Below are 19,654 nucleotides of genomic sequence, written 5' to 3' on the forward strand. Positions count from 1 at the left end.
TGTAATTTGGAATAACTCATGGTTGATCGCAAATCGAGTCACAGTGATCCATTTTGGGAAAATCAATATGCAAGACTGTTCATCGGGCTAATTTCTCTCATTCTGATTCCGACCCTTTTCTCAGAGCGTTGGTCATCACTCATTTCCTTCAGTCTAGAAACATTCGTAATTGTACTGATCCTACAGATCCTACGCGCTCGGCGAATTAAATTTTATATTTACTTAGTCGTCAGTTTATCTATCTTTGCCTTAGAATTATTGGACTATTTTTCTAACTATGTTCAACAAAATATTGGTATCTTAATTGACTTATTAACAGGGGTAGTTCATTTAACATTTAGCTTTATGGTCATTCAAGTTATTCTCAAGAAGATATTTACGCAGCAATCTGTAACGAGAGACTCAATTTTAGGCGGGGTCAGCGTTTATTTACTACTGGGCTTTAGCTGGGCATTTGCCTACCGAATGCTTTACAACCTGGATAGTAGTAGTTTTAACTTGACTAAGGGGGTGGATATTTCCTGGGAACTAGGCTATTTCAGCTTTGTTACGCTAACAACGGTTGGGTATGGAGATATTACGCCTGCCACTGGAGTTGCTATGGCCTTATCCATTCTTGAGGCTGTTATCGGGCAAATGTATCCAGCAATTATTATTTCTTGTTTAATTAGTCAATATCTTTCCTCCAGCCAGGCCCCACGATTGTAATTTTTCTGGAAGTTTCTTATTCGTTAGATTTAATATCTAACAATCCGCTTTCAAATATGAGAGAATGAGTAATGTATAGTCATTTCACTTAAGAATGAAACACAGAAATGCTTGAAACCATCACCAGTGGTACTCTTGAATGTCTCACTTTTGGCAGAAATGACTATAGTATGGATAATCTCATGGATGAACTCAATCAATTTATAGATACGTGTCTAGATTCAAGAGAAATGAAGCGCGCCCTAGCGGTAAAGATGACACTAGAGGGATTTACGCATCAGCAGATTATGAATATTCTCCAAGTTTTATCCGGATTTTGCTACGCACGACCTTCAGTCTATACGAAATGGAAGCAAGCTTTTTATTGTCCGGTGTCAACACATTAAAACTGGGCTACAAAGGCAAGACTGGATATTGATCAGATTTTGAAAAACAACAGGTTATTCAGTGGTTAAAACAACAGAATCATTGGAATCTTGAAGAATTAGAAGCATATATATTAGAAACATTTGATGTTGTTTATGCAGCCAAGTCAAGTTATTATAATTTATTGCATGAGGCGGGTCTATCTTGGCAAAAAGCCCAGGTCATTCATCCCTTGAAAGACCCCGAGAAAGTCGCCTTAAAAAAAAGAGATTTGTCAGGCCCTAGAGGCGCGTCGCTTCAGTATTGAATCTGGGGAAACCTTGGTCTATTGCGTAGATGTTGGCCTAACCTTCCGGAGGGATTGAGTCATTTAGTCTGGGGAGATACTTGCAGATATACCTGAGGCAAAACAGATACGGGAGTACAGATTCCTATCTCTAACCTAAAGCAAAACTAAGGTAGGAAGACTCCGGTATTCTGTAATTCATCTAAGCGAGCTAAGACTTCCCGACTATGGCTGGCGGGGCGAACATCCACAAACCGATTTCGCAAAATACCTTCAGGATCAATTAAAAAGCTATGACGCAGAGACACAAACCCCAACCACGATCCATAGGCCTTGCTGACTTTGCCATCCGCATCGGACAAGAGCGGAAATTTCAAACCTTCGGAATCACAAAACTCGGCGTGGGAATCTACTGAATCTGCACTTACCCCAATAATGGCCGTATTCCGGGTTTGATATTCTGCCAAATCTTTTTGAAAGCGTTGGGCTTCTAGGGTGCAGCCGGATGTAAAGTCTTTGGGATAAAAGTAGAGCAATACCCATTGTCCCCGAAGGTCTGCTAGAGAAATCTCCCCATCACCGGTGTTGGTCGGTAAGGTGAAGGTGGGTGCAGGTTGATCTAATTCCGGGAGTTTGCCACCGAGGGCATAGGCTGTTTGATTCCCCGCCAAGAGACCCCAGGCCATGACCACCCCAAGCAAACCCATAATCCACTGACGGCGCGTTGGCATTGTCCTTAACTCCCAGAAAATTCTGATTGATAGCAGCCCTTCTTGTTATAGCAAGATCACCCGATCAACAGCAGGGGCCTGGACAATGGCAACTACTAGGCAAAACTCAGTAATTTAGCTAGTCTGGAAGAGATGCTCCTCATTGTAAGGAATCGTTGGTATGGGACTTTTTGATCGAATTAGCAAAGTCTTCAGTTCTAATATCAATGCAATGGTCAGTGCGGCTGAAGATCCAGAAAAAATGCTGGAGCAGGCCTTGATTGACATGAATGAAGATTTGGTCAGTTTACGCCAGGCCGTGGCCCAAGCGATTGCATCCCAAAAACGTTTAGAGCAGCAGTACAACACCAATCAACAACAAGCCAGTGAATGGGAACGCCGGGCCAAGTTGGCACTCACGAAAGGAGATGAAGCCCTCGCCTTAGAAGCCTTGAACCGGAAGAAAACAAACACCGAAACTGCCTTAGCCCTGAAAGCTCAACTCGAGCAATCCGCAGCCCAAGTTGCAACCCTCAAGAAAAATATGACTGCCTTGGAGGGTAAAATTTCTGAGGCCAAGACTAAGAAAGATATGTTGATTGCCCGCGCCCGTGCTGCCAAGGCTAGCGAGCAAATCCAGAAAGTGGTTGGTAATATTAACACCAGTAGTTCTGCTGCCTTGTTTGAGCGGATGGAAAATAAGGTCTTGGAACAAGAAGCCCGCTCGGAAGCCATTGCTGAACTCAGTGGCAGTGCCTTAGAAAGCCAGTTTGCCCAACTTGAAAGTGGTGATGTCAACGACGAATTGGAAGAACTTAAACGGCAGATAGCTGGTACTCCATCAACGACTGGGGCTTTACCCGCTGCGAGTTCGCCATTTCCTGTTGATGCTTCTTCCTCCCCACCCTCCTATCAATCTACGGTTCCCAGCGACCCAGATATTGATGAAATCAGAAGGGCACTAGAAAAAAACTAGTATCTACTAGCAAGATTTCAGAACAAGCCTCTTATTTATCGAAAATTTTGGGTCTAAAACCCGTCCTGCTACGCACGCAAGCTATAAGGATGGCGGAGTGTCAACTTGTGAATCAACCCTCGCCTCCACAGGTGAATGGGGTATCGGTATCAAGAAATGCTCAGTTGCTCATCTCAATGTAACTACATATACTCTTGTCCTTGATTCTTAACATAGCTGGCAATCATTCCCTCATCACCATGTTGACAAACTGTACTGACAAAATATCCCTCACTAGAAAATTCTCCTCTCCAGAACTGATGTTTGATCTGGGGGCATCCCTATCCTGCCTTGATGAAGTAACGCCATACTTACGCAACTACTCTATAAAATCTATAAAAAAAGAACTGAAGAAAAAGTCCCCAGTTCTGCATTAATTTTATTTGGAATGTTTAAGAAATTCAGAAGAATCAACCTAAAATTGGAAAGTTGTCCGTACCACTCCTAGAACAATCGGAGCGTTAGCCGAGTTGTTGTTGGGGTTGAAGATACTAATAATTCCAGGGGATAGAGAAATATTCCGACTCAACTGGAAGCGGTAGAAACCTTCCAAGTGATAGGTATTGAAAGGAGTAATATTTGGGTTTCCGGCCAATGTGTAGTTAGTACTAATGGTTTGGGGAGGCTGCCCAAAGATTAAACCCGCCACATCACCCTTCTGCCACAAGTCAGGAGCAGCAGCCGTAATCGCCCAGTTTAGCAATGACGCATTTCTTCCAGTGACGGGGCCACCTTGGGGTTGATTCACACTAGAATAACCAACCCAGCCTGAAAGGGTAAATTGGGGAATGACTAGATAGGTAAATTGAAACCCAAAGTTATCGGAAGCAACATTACCGACACCTCCACTTAGGGCAGCAGAGGCAGTTGGATTGTTGGCTGATCCAGGATAACCAGATGTGCCAGTTCCACCGCTGGGATCAACACCAAAGGCCCGGACGTAGGTTACCCCCAGTGCAAGGCTTTTGACTGGACGAACATTAAACTGCGCTAAGGCACTATAGGAATCCCCAATGAAACCACCAGGCGGGGATGGATTCCCAGGGCTACGATCAAAGGTGACACCACCGGGAGCCGTTGTGTTGGTTCCGCCACCCAAGTAGCCCAGGGTAAAGTCAACACTGGTGCCTGCTTGCTTATTTTCTGCAAACTTGTAGTTGAAGGTCACACCCGCCGCACTGTTCGCATAAATCCGATAGATTGGGTTAAAGCGACCAAACCGAGATAAGGCTCCTGTTTCCCCAGACGAGAAATAGGGGTTGAAGGTAAAGGTGTTATCTTCCCACTGACCGGCATTAGCATCCGCAAAAACTGTCAGATTTTTAATTGGCGAAAACCGATAAAACAATTTTTGCAATTGAAACGTATTGCCACTGTCGCCGTCATAGGCTAACCGGCCTGCGTTAGTTCCAGTAATTGAGGAATAGTTGACAATGTTCCCCGCTTGCAAACGAATCCGCAGTAGGTCGGTTCCAGTAAAACTTGTGTCAAAGTTAAGCCGAGTCCGGCTGCTGACAATCAAGTTATCAACAATGTTTGGGCCAGCAGTATTCACACCTCCAGGCCCAGGCGGGTTAGCCCGTTGTCCACCCAAGACATCAGATGTGTTGATGACGATGTTACCCGCTAGCTTGGTTAAGGTTGCGAATTGGGTTGCTTCTAGGTTGCTCGTCCGGGCTTCCAGGTTGTTGACTCGACCTTTAATAACAGCTAGCTCACTGGCAAATTCTTGGGCCAAGCGTTGGACAGCAGCCAAGTCTTCCTTCGTGGCAAATCGGTCACTAATAACATCTAAGCAAGCATTGAGAGCCGCTGCCAGTTCAAACCGAGTTGCAGCCCGATTTCCCCGAAAAGTGCCATCTGGATACCCCGCAATACAGCCATATTTCTCAACTAAGGATGCTAAGGCTTGATAGGCCCAGTCGGTGGGGTTGACATCGGACAACTGGCTGACAGAAGTGACTTGGGGGATTGACTGCTGGGCCCGTGAACCAATGGCCGATTGGGTTTGGGGCTGAGTTGATGGGGCGGCGGGGGCAAGAGTACCAGCCAATGGATCGGCTTCCAAGGACGATACAGAAGGGGAAGAACGCATTGCCGGCAGACTTTGAGCAAGGTTAGTCGTCGGCTGTGCTGGCAATGTGGTTAGGCTGGTGGGGGCAGAATTTAGTTCCCCAGGGGTTAGTTGTAAAAGGCTTGAGTTGGCTTCGGCAGCGTAAACACCACTGCTCACCCCTAAGGCCAGAGCGGGAGTTGTGGCTAGTAGCTTCCACAAAATACGGGACATAGATTTCTCCTTGAAAATTCCTCACACACAAATCTCAAAACTCAGACGGAGACACGATGGTTCATAGAAATCCAGCTAACACAACAGGGAACTACCTTTTGGAAAACCCTTGCGAAGTGGTTAGATCGTCAATAATCTCACTAAGAACGGTATCTTGACTAAGTATGCGTATTATAAATGTGAGATTCAGATTTTGTCTAGGGTTGCCTTGTTCTTTGATCTGAGCATCCTTTTCAAAATAGATAATCACCGTAGGCGACTGTCAGGAAGATGCTGATATAGTCTCACCGACTTAGAACTGGAGAAGAGGGGATTAGGAAATCATTATTTAGATCAGAACCTGCGGATTTCTACTGACTTAGAACAGCCTGCGTAACGCCATATAAGTTTATCCTTGTTTTGATCTATTTTCATAAATACGGTAACTTGATAGACTATATTGACTTTAGAGCAGAGAGTCAGACGAATGGGCATTCAAATCCAAAATGTCTCTAAGCGGTTTGGTAGCTTCCAGGCCGTGCACCAAATTGATCTCGAAATTGCCAGCGGTTCATTGGTTGCTCTTCTTGGGCCATCAGGGTCTGGCAAGTCCACCCTATTGCGACTGATCGCTGGTTTGGAGTCTCCTGATACGGGGCGAATTGTCTTGACGGGGAAAGACGCAACAAACCAGAGTGTCCAAGATCGCAATATCGGCTTTGTCTTTCAGCACTATGCCTTGTTTAAGCATATGAGCGTTCGTAAAAATATTGCCTTTGGCTTGGAGCTAAAGAAAACCCCCAAAGATAAGGTAGAAGCCCGTGTGGATCAATTATTGGAATTAGTCCAACTTGGAGGCCTGGGTCATCGCTATCCTTCCCAACTGTCTGGTGGGCAGCGGCAACGGGTAGCTCTAGCTCGGGCCTTGGCAGTTGAACCAGAAGTGTTATTGCTAGATGAACCCTTTGGGGCGTTGGATGCCAAGGTGCGGAAAGACCTGCGGGCCTGGTTACGCCGTCTCCATGAGGAAGTTCATGTCACCACTGTTTTTGTTACCCACGACCAGGAAGAAGCCATGGAAGTCGCTGACGAACTTGTGGTTATGAATCATGGCAAGGTAGAACAAGTAGGGTCTCCCCCAGAAATTTATGATAATCCAGCTAGTCCTTTTGTCATGAGTTTTATTGGGCCTGTGAATGTTGTCTCCAATGCTTCCGGGTTATTTCCCAAGCAAGATGCCCCGCCGGAGTCCAATTTATTCTTACGACCCCATGATATTGAAATTGCTGCTTCTGCCAATGGAACTACAGTCCCAGCTAAGGTTGAGCGGATTATCCATCTTGGTTGGGAAATTCAAGTGGAGTTGGGCTTAAATGATGGGCAAATTATTACGGCTCACCTCTCTCGGGAAACTTACGATCTACTAGATCTCCGGCCCCAGCAGCAAGTCCATATCTCACCCAAAGGAGCCAAAACATTTCCCCTGTTTTACTCTATTTAGTCATCGACTCCGGCCTGGGGCTAGATTCCATTGCTTAAGGGTTTTCAGCCTGGAGATTTGGAGCTTGACAGAGATTGAGATTTTCCCTTGCTTTAATCTACGATAAATCTACAGATTATTCAGACTTAATTAATTGATGGAGGCACAGATGTTACAGCGGCGGTATTTACTACTGGGGTTAGTAACCTTAGGGGCGACAGTGATTCCGGCCTTACCATTACAACCTGCCCAGGCCCAGCAGTCTGTTGAATTAACCTTAGTCAGCTATGCCGTGGCGAAACCCGTCTTTGCAAAATTAATTCCAGCGTTTCAAAAGGAATGGAAGGCTAAAACCGGGCAGACGGTGACCTTTAAGGAGTCCTATGGAGCCTCTGGCGCGCAAACTCGAGCGATTTTAGCTGGATTAGAAGCCGATGTTTTAGCCCAAAACCTCCAGACTAATGTTACCCCCCTGGTTGAAAAGGGCCTGGTTAAGTCTAACTGGGAGCAACGTTTACCCAATAAAGCTGTTCCTGCCTACAGTGTGATGGTCTTAGTGACCCGGCCTGGGAACCCCAAACAGATCCGCAATTGGTCTGATTTAACTAAACCCGGTGTTGACATTATTGCGATTAATCCTAAGACATCAGGGAATGCCCGCTGGGGAGTCCTAGCTGGTTACGGTTCAATTTTAAAAACTCAGGGACAGTCCGCCGCCCAGGCCTACTTGAATGGATTTGTTCGCAACATTAAAACCTTAGTTAACTCTGGGCGAGAAGCCACGGATACCTTTGTCAAAAATCGGGTTGGTGATGTTCTGCTGACATTTGAAAGTGAAATTATTTTCACCAATGAGGCAATTCCCCAGGACTTCCCCTATGTTGCGCCTTCCCCCAATTTACAAGTGGATTTCCCCGTGACCGTAATTGATCGCGTCGTTGATAAACGGGGAACGCGGAAAGTGGCCGAAGCATTTACAAAATTCCTATTTTCTCCAACTGGTCAAAGGATTTACGCAGAACTGGGGTATCGCCCCTATAACCAGCAAGTGCGGAATCAGTTTGCCCGGCAATATAAACCTGTGAACAAAGTTTTTACAATTGCTGATTTGGGGGGCTGGACACAATTGGATCAACAAATCTTTGCGGATGGGGGATTATTTGATCGGGCTCAACAAGCGGCTGCGAAGCGTTAGTTGTAGATGAGTCCTTTATTCCAGGCCAACCAATCACGACTTTACCCGTGGCTCTTGGGTTGGCAGTGGCATCTGAATCAACGGGTGACCCAGGCCCTGGTTTGGGTTTACTTCCTCTTTATCCTAGTTTTGCCCTTAAGTAGCCTGTTTTGGAAAGCCAGCCAAGAACCACTGACGGATCTCTGGACGGCCATTGCGGCCCCCGCGGCCTGGGATGCTTACAAACTAACTCTGACCACCGCCCTGATTGCCGCATCGATCAATACTGTCTTTGGCTTAATCTTGGCCTGGATTTTAACCCGCTACACCTTTCCGGGAAAGCGAATTGCTGATGCCCTGATTGATTTACCCTTTGCCTTGCCGGGGGTGGTGGCGGGGATTACCTTAGTCGCCTTGTATGGGCCGGGGGGGATTATTGGGCAGATATTTGATCCTGGAAATCCCTTGGGAAACTTGCTTGAGCAGCTTGGCTTGCCAGAAGTCAGTTTAACTACCTCCGTGATTGGTGTAGTGCTCGCCCAAGTTTATGTCACGTTGCCCTTTGTCGTGCGAATTGTCCAACCAGCCCTCTTAGCCATTGAGCCGGAAGTGGAAGAAGTGGCCATGACGTTGGGGGCGCGCCCGCGGCAGTTGTTTTGGCGCATTATCTTACCGCAGTCTCTCAATTCCCTTTTGACTGGATTTACCTTGGTCTTAGCTCGGGCAATTGGGGAGTATGGGGTCGTGGTGATCCTATCTGGGAATATTCCTTATCAAACCCTGGTTTCAACGGTCTATATTTACCAGCGCATTGAGGAGTTTCAACTCAGCCAGGCCACGGCGGTCGCAATTGTGCTGTTGATCATGTCTGTGCTCTTGCTCGGGGTCGCGAATGCCTGTCAGGGATGGAGTCGGCCTTGGGATGCTGAATAACCGTCCGTTCTGAAGATATCAATCTCGATGGAGTTAAGGCCTGGGTGAACGTAAACCGGATTCGTGCTCAAAAAACTATCTCGGCTTGGGGCTGGCTCTGGATTGGCCTGGGATTAGGGTTCCTGGGCCTGGTGGTGGGATTGCCCGTCATAAATATTTTTTATCAGGCTTTTAACAAAGGATTATTAGCCTATTGGCAAGGCATTAATACCCCCCAGGCCTGGCACGCCATCGGTCTAACCCTAACAGCAGTCATGATTGCAGTTCCCCTAAATACTGTATTTGGCATCAGCGCGGCCTGGATGATTGCGCGGCAACAATTTTGGGGGCGGAAACTCCTCCTTCAATTAATAGATTTACCATTAACGATTTCCCCGATCATTGTTGGTCTGATGTTTGTGCTGCTTTATAGCCCCCTCGGTAGTTTGTTTGAGTATTGGGTGAACCAGTGGAACTTAAAAATTATCTTTGCCTGGCCTGGCCTTGTCCTCGTTACTGTTTTTGTCACCTTGCCCTTTGTTGTCCGAGAAGTATTGCCCGCATTACAGGATCTAGGTCGTGAACAGGAGGAATCAGCCAAAACCCTGGGGGCCAACGGCTGGCAAGTCTTTTGGCAAGTGGTGTTACCAAATATTCGTTGGGCAGTTTTGTATGGGGTCTTACTCTCAACGGCGCGAGCACTGGGGGAATTTGGGGCCGTTTCGGTGGTTTCCGGCAAAATTATTGGCGAGACGAATACCTTAACGCTCCATATAGAACGGATGTATTTGGAATATGAAACCATTGCGGCCTTTGCTGGTGCATCCCTACTTGGATTAGTCGCACTGCTCACTTTGATCTGCCAAGAACTTTTACGCCGTTACGATAATCGCATTGCCAGTTAAGCCTGGTTGAAAAGGGCATTAATTCAAGGCTATTTTTCCAATCACCTTAAGCTAATCCTATTGCATTTTCACAAAGTCTATGTGATTCTTATATTAAACAACTACTTAATCACTACAGGTTTTATGGACTTTATGAGGTTGTCAAATTCTTCTCTACCACGAAAATTTTCTATTCCTCTTGGCTCCACTTCTCGGCGCGCCTTCCTGGGCTTGAGTGGCTCTGCCTTGCTGCTTACGACTGGCCTGGGTTTAGCGCAACCAGCATTTGCCCAGAACCGCCCAGTTAAGCTGACCCTGGTTTCCTATGCCGTTACCAAATCTGCCTATGAGCGGATCATCCCCAAATTTGTGGCACTATACAAAAAGCAGACTGGGCAAACTGTGGAATTCCAACAGAGTTATGGGGGATCTGGCTCTCAAACTCGAGCCGTGATTGATGGCTTAAATGCTGATGTGGTGCATTTAGCATTAGGTGCTGATGTGGATCAATTGCAATCGGCCGGCCTGGTTAAACCCGGTTGGGAAAAGCGGGCCCCCAACAATGCCATTGTTCAGCGCTCGGTAATTGCCTTTATCACCCGTGATGGGAATCCTAAGAAAATTACTAAGTGGACAGACCTAATCAAGCCAGGTATCAAGGTAATTACGGCCAACCCCAAAACTTCTGGTGGAGCGCGTTGGAACTTTTTGGGTTTGTGGAGTTCTGTCCTCCAAACCGGTGGTAATGATGCCAAAGCCCGGCAGTTTGTCGCCCAAGTGCTAAAAAATGCTCCGATTCTGCCTAAAGATGCTCGGGAAGCTACGGATGTGTTTGTGAAGCAAGGGCAGGGCGATGTGTTGCTCAATTACGAAAATGAGGTTCTGCTGGCGCAATCTAAAGGAGAAAAAGTCGATTTCACAATTCCATCTGTCAACTTTTCTATTGATACTCCTGTAGCTGTAGTGGATCGGAATGTGGATCGGAATGGCTCCCGGAAAGCAGCGGAAGCATTTGTGAAATATCTCTTCACGCCTGAAGCTCAAACGGAATATGCCAAGGCCTTCTTCCGGCCTGTTAATCCGACTGTAGCCAAACAATTTAGCAAGCAATTTCCAGCAGTCACGAACCTGAGTAATATCAATAAGTTTGGTGGCTGGGATGTTGCCCAGAAGAAGTTCTTTGCCAATAACGGACTCTTTGATCAAATCTTGCTGGCAAACCGTCGTTAAGTTCCCTGTTGACTCCTCAACACTCCTTAGTCTAATACATAGTCCTCTTAGCCGTCTTTGCTTATAGGCGGCTATTTATTTTTGCTAAGGGTTCAAACTGCTTAAATTAACTCTCTTACTTGTGCCGCAGAGGATATAGTAATCCGTCTTCATTTGTGAGAATGTTTGATCATCACTGCCCTTGGTCAGGAGTAGCCCTTCTTTAAGCCTAGGGTTAAGTCAAAATTTATCAGATATAAATAATCTTGGGCTAATCTCACGAATCATTACTGTTTGCTATATCTACAGAGACAAACAGCAAAAAACAATCATGTATAGATAAAAGTCTGAGAAAATCTCACAACGAGTCCGTAAGAATGTCTTGATTTTAAGATGAGTAAGTGTGTATGTAGGTTTTATATTAGGCTAGGACATTAATAGATTAAATACTTAAATCTGATAATGCCAAACATCAGATTCTCGTAAAATAATCCGTTGTGTTGAAAGCCGTTGCATAAATCCTTGTTGTTCCAATAACCCAAACGTGCGAGTAATCGTGACACGGGTTACACCTAAAATTTCAGCAATATCTTGATGGGTGAGCCTTAGCTCTAAAACTTGTCCCTGTTCTAAGGATTGTCCAAACCGTTGCCCTAGCCATTGCAACAGTTTCGTTACCATCAGTTCAACTCGCTTTTGTGAGCGAATCACCAAAAGTGCCTCTGCTTGTTTAAGGTAGGCTGCATAAAGATGCTGTTTATTCGTGTAGGTAACCCATGCCGTTGAACGGGCCTGGACGGGTGTTATGGTTTCCAGATAAACAGGATGAATTGAGGCGAGGGCAGCACCAACTACTTCCCCAGGCCCCCAAATTCCCATCACGATTAAACTTCCCTCCTCAGTGTAAATATAGGAACGGACATAACCAGACTCAATCAGCCAGAGGCGGTTGGGGACAGTCGGCAAGAAACTACGAGAAGGGTATTCCCAGAAGTTTCCGCCTGCGCCAAAATGGGGTAAAGACGCAACCATGGACTATACTCCTAAATCCTGACAGAATATTCGTAGTATATGTGAACACCTTGATAATTACTAGATCACAGGAGCGTAGAGTGATGACTTTTTGCTCTAGCAGTTCCAGAGTGGCAAGAATCTAGAACACGAAGTTAGTGAATGGGCTTATGGAAGTATCATTTCCTAAAAACTAATAGTTATTTTTCAGCCTTCTTCAATACATTTTTGAGCATAATAATAAACTCTGGCCTATAGCCCTAATGAAAACTGCACTCATCGCCTCTGATAGATATATTTTTCTCGATATTATTAAATAATCATAATCTACTAAAAACCTAGTATATTTGTGTGGTTACTTGTATTGTAGGTAAGTAAAACAGACTCTCTGAGCTTTTAGTGATTTGTTAAGACCTGACTTAACCAAATAGTCACGCCAGAGCTTGAACGGTCTAAAGTTGTTGCTTGAAAATTCAAAATTTATGTCTTGAGTGCCAAGAGGTGGTTATGGGGCTTACAAACAAGATTTTCTCGGACAATAGTCAAACCATTGGTGAAACCCCACTGGTACGACTAAATCGGATTCCAGGCCAGGCCCCAGCAACGGTCTTAGCCAAAATTGAAGGGCGTAACCCTGCCTACTCGGTTAAGTGTCGGATTGGGGCGGCGATGATTTGGGATGCAGAAAAACGGGGCTTACTGGGGCCTGGGAAAGAGTTAATCGAACCCACCAGTGGGAATACTGGCATTGCCTTGGCCTTTGTCGCCGCGGCCAGAGGAATTCCCTTGACCTTGACGATGCCCGAAACCATGAGCCTAGAGCGGCGCAAACTCCTGACAGCCTATGGAGCCAAGTTGATTTTGACTGAGGGTGTTAAGGGGATGACCGGGGCCGTTTTAACGGCTGAAGAGATTGCCGCTTCTGACCCAGAGCGTTATGTGTTGCTGCAACAATTCCGCAATCCGGCTAATCCGGCCATTCATGAACAAACCACTGGCCCAGAAATTTGGGAAGCGACCAATGGGGAGATTGATATTTTAGTTTCAGGCGTGGGTACGGGTGGGACAATCACTGGGGTATCCCGTTACATCAAACAGACCCAAGGCAAGCCGATTTTGTCAGTTGCAGTAGAGCCTGAGAATAGTCCGGTGATTGCCCAAACGCGAGCGGGTCAACCCCTAAAACCAGGCCCCCACAAAATTCAAGGCATTGGTGCTGGCTTTGTCCCCCAAAACTTGGATTTATCCATCGTGGATCAAGTGGAAAGCGTCACCAACGAAGAAGCAATTGAGTATGCCCGTCGTCTGTCTCGGGAAGAAGGGATTATTGCTGGTATTTCCTGTGGGGCGGCGGCGGCTGTGGCGGTACGTCTGGCAAAACAACCGGAACACGCGGGCAAAACTATTGTTGTAATTCTGCCTGACTCGGGTGAGCGTTATCTCAGCACGGTTTTATTTGATGGCATTTTCAATGAAAAAGGATTGGCTTTGGTATGACCCACTCCACCTCTGATGGCTTAATTGCCAAAAGCAGTACCGCAGACTGGGGCCTGGAAGATGTTGTGGCAGCCCTGAGCCAATCCCCCACGGATCAGCCCCTCACTACAGCCTCTCGGAACACTTCTATCCCTTACCCTCACGGGAACGACTGACAACCATTGTCCATAGTCTGCGGGCGGCCCTATTCCCCCGGCACTTTGGCGATCCTGAACTGTCCGATGAAACCACCCACTACTTTGTCGGCAATACCCTGGATAAAACCCTCAATTTTTTGAAAGTCCAGATTCAACGAGAACTCTGGCTCCAACAGCAGTATCGAGATGATCTTAACTATACCGAAGCCACGATTAACCATCTGTCTGTTGAACTGACGCGCCAATTTGCCAAAACCTTACCTGGGATTAAATTTATCCTCGATTCCGATGTTAATGCAGCCTATTTAGGGGATCCAGCAGCCCAATCTACTAGTGAGGTGCTGTTCTGTTATCCCGGTATTGCAGCGATCACTTTCCATCGCCTAGCCCATGCCCTCTACCGACTGGAATTACCTCTGTTAGCCCGGATTATTGCCGAGGTGAGCCATTCCGAAACGGGAATTGATATTCACCCTGGAGCCACCATTGGCCGGAGTTTTTTTATTGATCACGGTACGGGGGTTGTGATTGGTGAAACCTGTGTGATTGGGGATCGGGTGCGGATTTACCAGGCCGTGACCCTAGGGGCAAAAAGTTTTCCCAGGGATGAAACCGGGGCATTGATTAAGGGCCAGGCCCGACATCCAGTGATTGAAGATGATGTCGTCATTTATTCGGGAGCCACGGTTTTAGGCCGAATCACCATTGGCAAAGGCTCCACCATTGGCGGGAATGTCTGGCTAACGAAAGATGTGCCTCCCGGTAGCTTCATTTCCCAGGCCCGAATCCGCTCCGATAGCTTTGAAAACGGCGGTGGCATATAGACCTGTAAATACGTCAGGTTTTTGTATTTATTACTCTGATCTTGAATTTGGCTTAAAATTAATTTCAGATCAATCGAACTTTCACTGAGGAAATTTCATGACTTTTAGCGCATCTGATGCACCCCAATTAGCGTTGGGGGATGTTGCGGCACGCCAGTTAGCCAATGCCACTAAAACTATTCCCCAACTGGAAACGATTTCCCCGCGGTGGTTAGTCCGACTTCTCCATTGGTTACCCGTAGAAGCAGGAATCTATCGAGTCAACCAAGTCCGGGATGCCTCGGAAATTGAGGTAGCCTGCTCTAGTCGCGATGAGGCCGATGTACCCGAAACCTTTGTCGATTACATCGAGAACCCAAGGGAGTACTTTCTCAGTGCCGTTAATGCCGTGGTGGATGTTCATACCCGGATTTCTGACCTTTACAGCAGCCCCCATAACCAAATTCGTGAGCAACTGCGCTTGACGATTGAGATCATGAAAGAGCGGCAAGAAAATGAACTGATCAACAATCCTGAATATGGCCTGCTCAACAACGTAGCTCCCAGCCAAATCGTTCAGCCCCGCGGAGCCGCCCCCACTCCCGATGATTTAGATGAACTGCTGACCAAAGTCTGGAAAGAACCCGGCTTTTTCTTGGCCCATCCCCAAACCATTGCTGCTTTTGGCCGGGAATGTACGCGTCGGGGTGTGCCGCCTGCAACTATTTCCTTGTTTGGAACGCCGTTTATTACCTGGCGGGGTGTCCCCTTAATTCCCTCCGATAAAGTGGCCGTAGTCAAAGGCAAGTCGAAGATTATCCTGTTGCGGGTTGGTGAAAGTCGCCAAGGGGTTGTTGGTTTGTATCAACCGAATTTACCCGGTGAACAAGGGATGGGCCTCTCGGTGCGGTTTATGGGGATCAATCGCAAAGCCCTGGCCAGCTATTTGGTTTCCCTCTATTGCTCTTTGGCTGTCTTGACCGATGATGCCTTGGCAGTGTTAGACAACGTGGATGTGACCCAGTACCATACCTACCGCTATGAGTAATCCCAGTTCGTTTCCCAGTATCCAGGCCCTGGCTAGTGCCGCCCAACCGGCTTTTAGTTCTAGTCAACTCACCTCAAATTCTTTGCCTGATCCCCTATTTAATGAGGCGGCCTTAGAACAGTTGGTCAATGCGGTAGTGCAGGATCTAAATCAGGTGTTAGCGGTTTCGCTGCAAGAGACTCCCACTCCGGATGCTGTTCCGGGTATTTCCAATCCCGCAGTCCCAGGCCTGCCAAGTCCATCCACGACATTACCCACACCGGCTTCGATTTCGGAAGTTCCTAATCCCAGTGGTGTGCGGCCGAGTGCCGGAGTGGTTCCAGGCCTGGTTAATCCAGCGGGGTCAACTCTGAGTTCCGGAACAATTCCAGTGGCTTCAAAAAATCCCACGGGCGAAATTCCTAGTGCTGGTTCAGTGCCAGGGTTAACGAATCCTACGGGGGCAATTCTCAGTTCAGCGGCGGTTCCCGGTGTTCCCAATCCCAGCAGTGCAATTCCCACGCCCTCGACTAACCTACCCACGGGGGGACTGATTGCACCAGAGTTGATTCCCGCGATTCCCAATTCACCTGTGGACGCACCCACCCCAGACTCGTTGCCCAGTATTGCTAATCCAGTGGAGGCAATTCTAGGCGTTCCCAATCCATCGGGTTCAATTCCGAGTTCAACTGTAGGGCTAAATATTCCAAGTTCGCCGGGGCCTGGGATTGCGGAGTTAACGCCCCCAGTCTTTCACCCCGATTTACAGACTCTCCCGGTTGCTGGTATTTCCCATGGCCTGGAGCCGATTTCCAGTGTGCCGCCTATCCCCACTACCCCATCCCCGCCCCAAATTCCCCAGGCCCCGCCCACTTCTTTTGAAACCGGGTTTGCCTTTATTGATGAGCAGCAACATTTAGTCCCATTGACCCAAGCGTTCAATCCCCAATACTTGCAAGCCCATCCCGGCCATGATTTTCCGTTGACAGTGCCGCAACTGGTGGGGCCACGGGTCGGTTCAAGTGTTGGTTTTGATCTCCATGCTGTCCGGCAAGATTTCCCAATTCTCCAAGAGAAAGTTCACGGTCGGCCCTTAATTTGGTTTGACAATGCTGCCACCACCCATAAACCCAAAGCGGTGATTGATCGCCTGACCTACTACTACGAGCATGAAAACTCCAATGTCCACCGGGCTGCCCACGAATTAGCGGCGCGCTCCACTGATGCCTACGAAAAATCACGGGAACAGGTACGGCGGTTTCTCAATGCCTCGTCCACGAATGAGATTGTCTTTGTTCGGGGGACGACCGAAGCGATTAACCTCGTGGCCAAAAGTTGGGGTTCCCAAAATGTCCAGCAAGGCGATGAAATTGTTCTTACCCATCTGGAGCACCATGCCAATATTGTTCCCTGGCAACAACTCTGTGCCGAAAAAGGGGCGCGCTTGCGGGTCGTTCCGGTGGATGATCATGGGCAAGTTCGGCTGGATGAGTATCAAAAACTCCTGAGTGACCGGACAAAAATCGTGGCGTTTACCCATGTTTCCAATGCCTTAGGTACTGTCACCCCGGCTGCGGAAATGATCGCCCTCGCCCACCGTTATGGGGCCAAAGTTCTCTTGGATGGGGCGCAATCGGTTTCCCACATGGCCATTGATGTCCAGGCCTTGGATTGTGATTGGTTTGTCTTTTCTGGTCACAAAGTCTTTGGGCCGACGGGGATTGGCGTGGTCTATGGCAAAGAAGATTTGCTCAATGCCACACTACCCTGGCAGACCGGCGGCAACATGATCGTGGATGTCACCTTTGAGAAAACTGTCTATCAACCGGCTCCGGCCCGTTTTGAAGCGGGGACTGGGAATATTGCCGATGCGGTGGGCCTGGGGGCCGCCTTGGAATATGTCCAAAAGATTGGCCTGGAGTCCATTTGCCGTTATGAGCATGAGCTTTTGGTTTATGGGACGGCTCTGTTGCAAGAAATTCCTGGCCTGCGCTTGATTGGGACGGCTCCGGAAAAAGCGGCGGTGTTGTCTTTTGTCTTAGAGGGCCACAGTCCGGAAGCAGTGGGTACTGCCTTGAATCAAGAGGGAATCGCGGTGCGGGCCGGTCATCATTGCGCTCAACCGATTTTGCGGCGCTTTGGCCTGGAAGCCACGGTGCGTCCCTCTCTTGCTTTCTACAACACCCACGGGGAACTGGAAGCCCTCACTGCTGCCTTAAGACGGATTCAAGCTGGGGTGGCGGCTAAGTAGTGATTTAAAAATTGCTGGAGTTGGGGCTGTTGTAGGCTAATGCCAAGTTCTTGGGCTTTTTGGAACACCTCATTATGGCCAAGATTTTCTTCAATTGCTAAGGCTATTAAGGCCACGACACCAGCCCTCGCTCCAGCCGCACAGTGAATCAAGATGGGTTTCGGTAATGTTTGGATTGCGCCTAAAACCGCTTCAATGGCCTGAGGGTCTGCTTTGGTTGGACTCAGAGGAAGATGGCGATACTCCAGGCCTGCTTCAGCCACCAACGCATCTTCATTTACTAAAAAGCCTTTCTCTAAGGGAGAACGCAAATTAATTACCGATTGATAGCCCTGAGCCATCAAACCTTGAAAATCCAAAGCATGGAGTTGATCAGCCGCTGCGTAGTTTTGAGCAATTTTCTTAATCGAAGTCATAAATACCCCTAAAAGACGATCGATAAACTGTACTATTTAATCTTATCGCAGGCCTGGTCACGTTTGACTGGTTCAAGCCGAGGTGGTTAGGAAGTTATGGCTTAAAAATAACTTGAGGTGGGGCTGTTCCAGGCTAATTCCCAGTTCTTCGGCTTTTTGCACGATTTCGTCATGGCTGAGACCCTCTTGAATCCCCAAGGCAATCAAGGCTAAAGCACTACCCCTGGCTCCAGCACCGCAGTGAAAGACAATCGGTTTGGGTAACTTTTGGACCTCAGCTAGAATAGCCTCAATTCCCCGATCCTCTGCAATTTCTGAATTGAGGGAAAGATGCCGATACTCCAGGCCAACTTCAGCCACCAGATCAGCCTCATTCTCTAAAAAACCGTTTTCTCCAACAGAGCGGAGGTTGATCACAGACTGATACCCCTGCTCCACCAGCTTTTGAAAATCCGTAGCATTGGGTTGGTCGGCCCCAGCGTAGTCTTGATTAATTTTCTTGATCGAAATCATAAATACTCCTAAAAGACGATCGATAAACCGTACTATTTGATCTTACAACAAGGCCTGATCCCCTTTGATCGGTTCAAGCCGAAGTGGTTGTGAAGTTATGACTTAAAAATGACTTGAGATAGGGTTGCTCTAGGTTAGTTCCCAGTGCTTGGTTTTTTGGCGCAATCTTCTTATATAGCGTTACGTAGACTGTTCTGAGAGAGTAGAAATCTTAAAGACTGCCCATAAATAATTTTTCTGACTTATCCTTGTCTACCCTAAATGAGTAGCGCTATAGCGGTTCAAATCAGCGGCGATAATAGTCTTAAATTCAGCATTAGTGGTGCTCGACCGTCTGCCGCATTTAATTGGAATAGTTTGACTTCATTTTTGTCTGACATATGGTAGCAAGTGCATCATGTAATCCCGTTTTCCAATTGGCACACCAGCCATACGAAGAATGTTGTAAGCCGTAACCATATGAAAGTAGAAGTTGGGAATCAAAAAATCATTCACATAGGCACTACCAGATAATTCGGCATAGAGTCCCTGCCCCAAGTCAATATGTGTAACCTCATCTAGCTTTTCGTCTTCAACGCTCAAGTCCGCTAGGAGCTTTTTGGTATTTGATATGTGTGCAGATGCTTGCTGAAGAGATAGAACATCTGGATCTAGATTATCCATCGGTTTACCGTCACACCACAGAGCAAAGTTGCGGGGCTGATTGCAGGTGAACACAATCTGTGTGCCAAAGGGAAGCATATCTGCCGTAATGCGTGTTTGTAGGAAAGAGTCGTTGTCACCAAAATGGGACTGAGCTGACATCAAGAGGTAATCAAGAGTCGCTAATCGGCTTTGGAAAAGGTTTTGGAGAGAAGCTATACTCTGACTTTGCATTTTGTAATCCCTCAAGACCCTCTTCATGAAGCATAGCGTTATCTGCGACAGCTTGCCGCCTGACAGTTGCATTGAGCGGTATAAACTAAGTTTTGATTTCATCAAAGCATTGT

At 47.3% G+C, this 19,654-nt stretch carries 18 protein-coding genes and 1 pseudogene; 12 read left to right on the forward strand and 7 right to left on the reverse strand.

Features of this window, described 5'->3' with window-relative positions:
- Nucleotides 1-18 precede the first annotated feature (18 nt).
- Both RIF25_RS15025 and RIF25_RS17405 read left to right on the forward strand, forming a co-directional pair.
- Entirely contained in the window at nt 19-708 is a 690-nt protein-coding gene (locus RIF25_RS15025; RefSeq protein ID WP_322879338.1) for a potassium channel family protein, read from the forward strand.
- A 442-nt stretch (nt 709-1,150) separates the two neighbouring features.
- Entirely contained in the window at nt 1,151-1,381 is a 231-nt protein-coding gene (locus tag RIF25_RS17405) for a helix-turn-helix domain-containing protein (protein ID WP_407682448.1), read from the forward strand.
- 146 nt (nt 1,382-1,527) lie between these two features.
- On the opposite strand, the gene RIF25_RS15030 is transcribed toward RIF25_RS17405, so the two are convergent.
- Nucleotides 1,528-2,067 (reverse strand): peroxiredoxin, encoded by a 540-nt coding sequence (locus RIF25_RS15030; RefSeq protein ID WP_407682449.1) that lies wholly within the window; start codon nt 2,065-2,067, stop codon nt 1,528-1,530.
- Between the two features lie 184 nt (nt 2,068-2,251).
- Between RIF25_RS15030 and RIF25_RS15035 the strand changes: the two genes are divergently transcribed.
- Nucleotides 2,252-3,046, forward strand: coding sequence for a PspA/IM30 family protein (locus RIF25_RS15035; protein WP_322879340.1), 795 nt, complete (start codon nt 2,252-2,254; stop codon nt 3,044-3,046).
- Between the two features lie 182 nt (nt 3,047-3,228).
- Here RIF25_RS15035 and RIF25_RS15040 read toward each other — a convergent pair whose 3' ends face one another.
- Nucleotides 3,229-3,354 carry a hypothetical protein gene (locus RIF25_RS15040; protein WP_407682450.1) on the reverse strand — a complete coding sequence of 42 codons (126 nt, stop codon included), beginning with the start codon at nt 3,352-3,354 and terminating at the stop codon, nt 3,229-3,231.
- A 146-nt stretch (nt 3,355-3,500) separates the two neighbouring features.
- Nucleotides 3,501-5,372 (reverse strand): iron uptake porin, encoded by a 1,872-nt coding sequence (locus tag RIF25_RS15045; protein WP_322879341.1) that lies wholly within the window; start codon nt 5,370-5,372, stop codon nt 3,501-3,503.
- A gap of 466 nt (nt 5,373-5,838) precedes the next feature.
- Between RIF25_RS15045 and RIF25_RS15050 the strand changes: the two genes are divergently transcribed.
- The 5 genes from RIF25_RS15050 to RIF25_RS15070 all read left to right on the forward strand — a co-directional run bounded on the left by RIF25_RS15050 (nt 5,839) and on the right by RIF25_RS15070 (nt 11,031).
- Nucleotides 5,839-6,852: a sulfate/molybdate ABC transporter ATP-binding protein gene (locus RIF25_RS15050; RefSeq protein ID WP_322879342.1), complete on the forward strand. Its 1,014-nt coding sequence runs from the start codon at nt 5,839-5,841 to the stop codon at nt 6,850-6,852.
- Nucleotides 6,853-7,000: 148 nt separating this feature from the next.
- Nucleotides 7,001-8,026: a sulfate ABC transporter substrate-binding protein gene (locus RIF25_RS15055; protein ID WP_322879343.1), complete on the forward strand. Its 1,026-nt coding sequence runs from the start codon at nt 7,001-7,003 to the stop codon at nt 8,024-8,026.
- Between the two features lie 6 nt (nt 8,027-8,032).
- On the forward strand, nt 8,033-8,938 hold the full coding sequence (gene cysT, locus RIF25_RS15060) for a sulfate ABC transporter permease subunit CysT (RefSeq protein ID WP_322879344.1): 906 nt from the start codon (nt 8,033-8,035) through the stop codon (nt 8,936-8,938).
- 44 nt (nt 8,939-8,982) lie between these two features.
- Nucleotides 8,983-9,822 carry a sulfate ABC transporter permease subunit CysW gene (gene cysW / locus RIF25_RS15065; protein WP_322879345.1) on the forward strand — a complete coding sequence of 280 codons (840 nt, stop codon included), beginning with the start codon at nt 8,983-8,985 and terminating at the stop codon, nt 9,820-9,822.
- Nucleotides 9,823-9,945: 123 nt separating this feature from the next.
- Complete coding sequence (locus RIF25_RS15070; RefSeq protein WP_407682445.1) at nt 9,946-11,031, forward strand: sulfate ABC transporter substrate-binding protein; 1,086 nt, start codon at nt 9,946-9,948, stop codon at nt 11,029-11,031.
- Nucleotides 11,032-11,460: 429 nt separating this feature from the next.
- Here RIF25_RS15070 and RIF25_RS15075 read toward each other — a convergent pair whose 3' ends face one another.
- Nucleotides 11,461-12,042, reverse strand: a complete 582-nt coding sequence (locus tag RIF25_RS15075; protein ID WP_322879347.1) for a Crp/Fnr family transcriptional regulator — start codon at nt 12,040-12,042, stop codon at nt 11,461-11,463.
- A 486-nt stretch (nt 12,043-12,528) separates the two neighbouring features.
- On the opposite strand from RIF25_RS15075, the gene cysK reads away from it, so the two are divergent.
- The 4 genes and pseudogenes from cysK (at nt 12,529) to RIF25_RS15100 (ending at nt 17,736) form a co-directional block, all read left to right on the forward strand.
- The gene (cysK, locus tag RIF25_RS15080; protein WP_322879348.1) at nt 12,529-13,518 is read left to right on the forward strand and encodes a cysteine synthase A; all 990 of its coding nucleotides are present in this window, start codon (nt 12,529-12,531) and stop codon (nt 13,516-13,518) included.
- A pseudogene (epsC, locus tag RIF25_RS15090) lies at nt 13,515-14,479 on the forward strand (serine O-acetyltransferase EpsC). Before cysK ends, epsC begins: the two are co-directional and overlap by 4 nt.
- Before the next feature lie 97 nt (nt 14,480-14,576).
- Entirely contained in the window at nt 14,577-15,506 is a 930-nt protein-coding gene (locus tag RIF25_RS15095; RefSeq protein ID WP_322879351.1) for a family 2A encapsulin nanocompartment shell protein, read from the forward strand.
- A gap of 529 nt (nt 15,507-16,035) precedes the next feature.
- Nucleotides 16,036-17,736: a family 2A encapsulin nanocompartment cargo protein cysteine desulfurase gene (locus RIF25_RS15100; protein ID WP_407682451.1), complete on the forward strand. Its 1,701-nt coding sequence runs from the start codon at nt 16,036-16,038 to the stop codon at nt 17,734-17,736.
- Here RIF25_RS15100 and RIF25_RS15105 read toward each other — a convergent pair.
- From RIF25_RS15105 to RIF25_RS15115, 3 genes are all read right to left on the reverse strand, one after another.
- Nucleotides 17,712-18,152 carry a beta-lactamase hydrolase domain-containing protein gene (locus RIF25_RS15105; protein WP_322879353.1) on the reverse strand — a complete coding sequence of 147 codons (441 nt, stop codon included), beginning with the start codon at nt 18,150-18,152 and terminating at the stop codon, nt 17,712-17,714. The genes RIF25_RS15100 and RIF25_RS15105 overlap by 25 nt on opposite strands.
- A gap of 72 nt (nt 18,153-18,224) precedes the next feature.
- Nucleotides 18,225-18,665 (reverse strand): beta-lactamase hydrolase domain-containing protein, encoded by a 441-nt coding sequence (locus RIF25_RS15110; RefSeq protein WP_322879354.1) that lies wholly within the window; start codon nt 18,663-18,665, stop codon nt 18,225-18,227.
- 363 nt (nt 18,666-19,028) lie between these two features.
- The gene (locus RIF25_RS15115) at nt 19,029-19,541 is read right to left on the reverse strand and encodes a DUF1993 domain-containing protein (RefSeq protein WP_322879355.1); all 513 of its coding nucleotides are present in this window, start codon (nt 19,539-19,541) and stop codon (nt 19,029-19,031) included.
- Nucleotides 19,542-19,654: the final 113 nt, after the last annotated feature.

The organism is Pseudocalidococcus azoricus BACA0444 (assembly GCF_031729055.1).
In the GTDB taxonomy this organism is placed as follows: Bacteria; Cyanobacteriota; Cyanobacteriia; order Thermosynechococcales; family Thermosynechococcaceae; genus Pseudocalidococcus; species Pseudocalidococcus azoricus.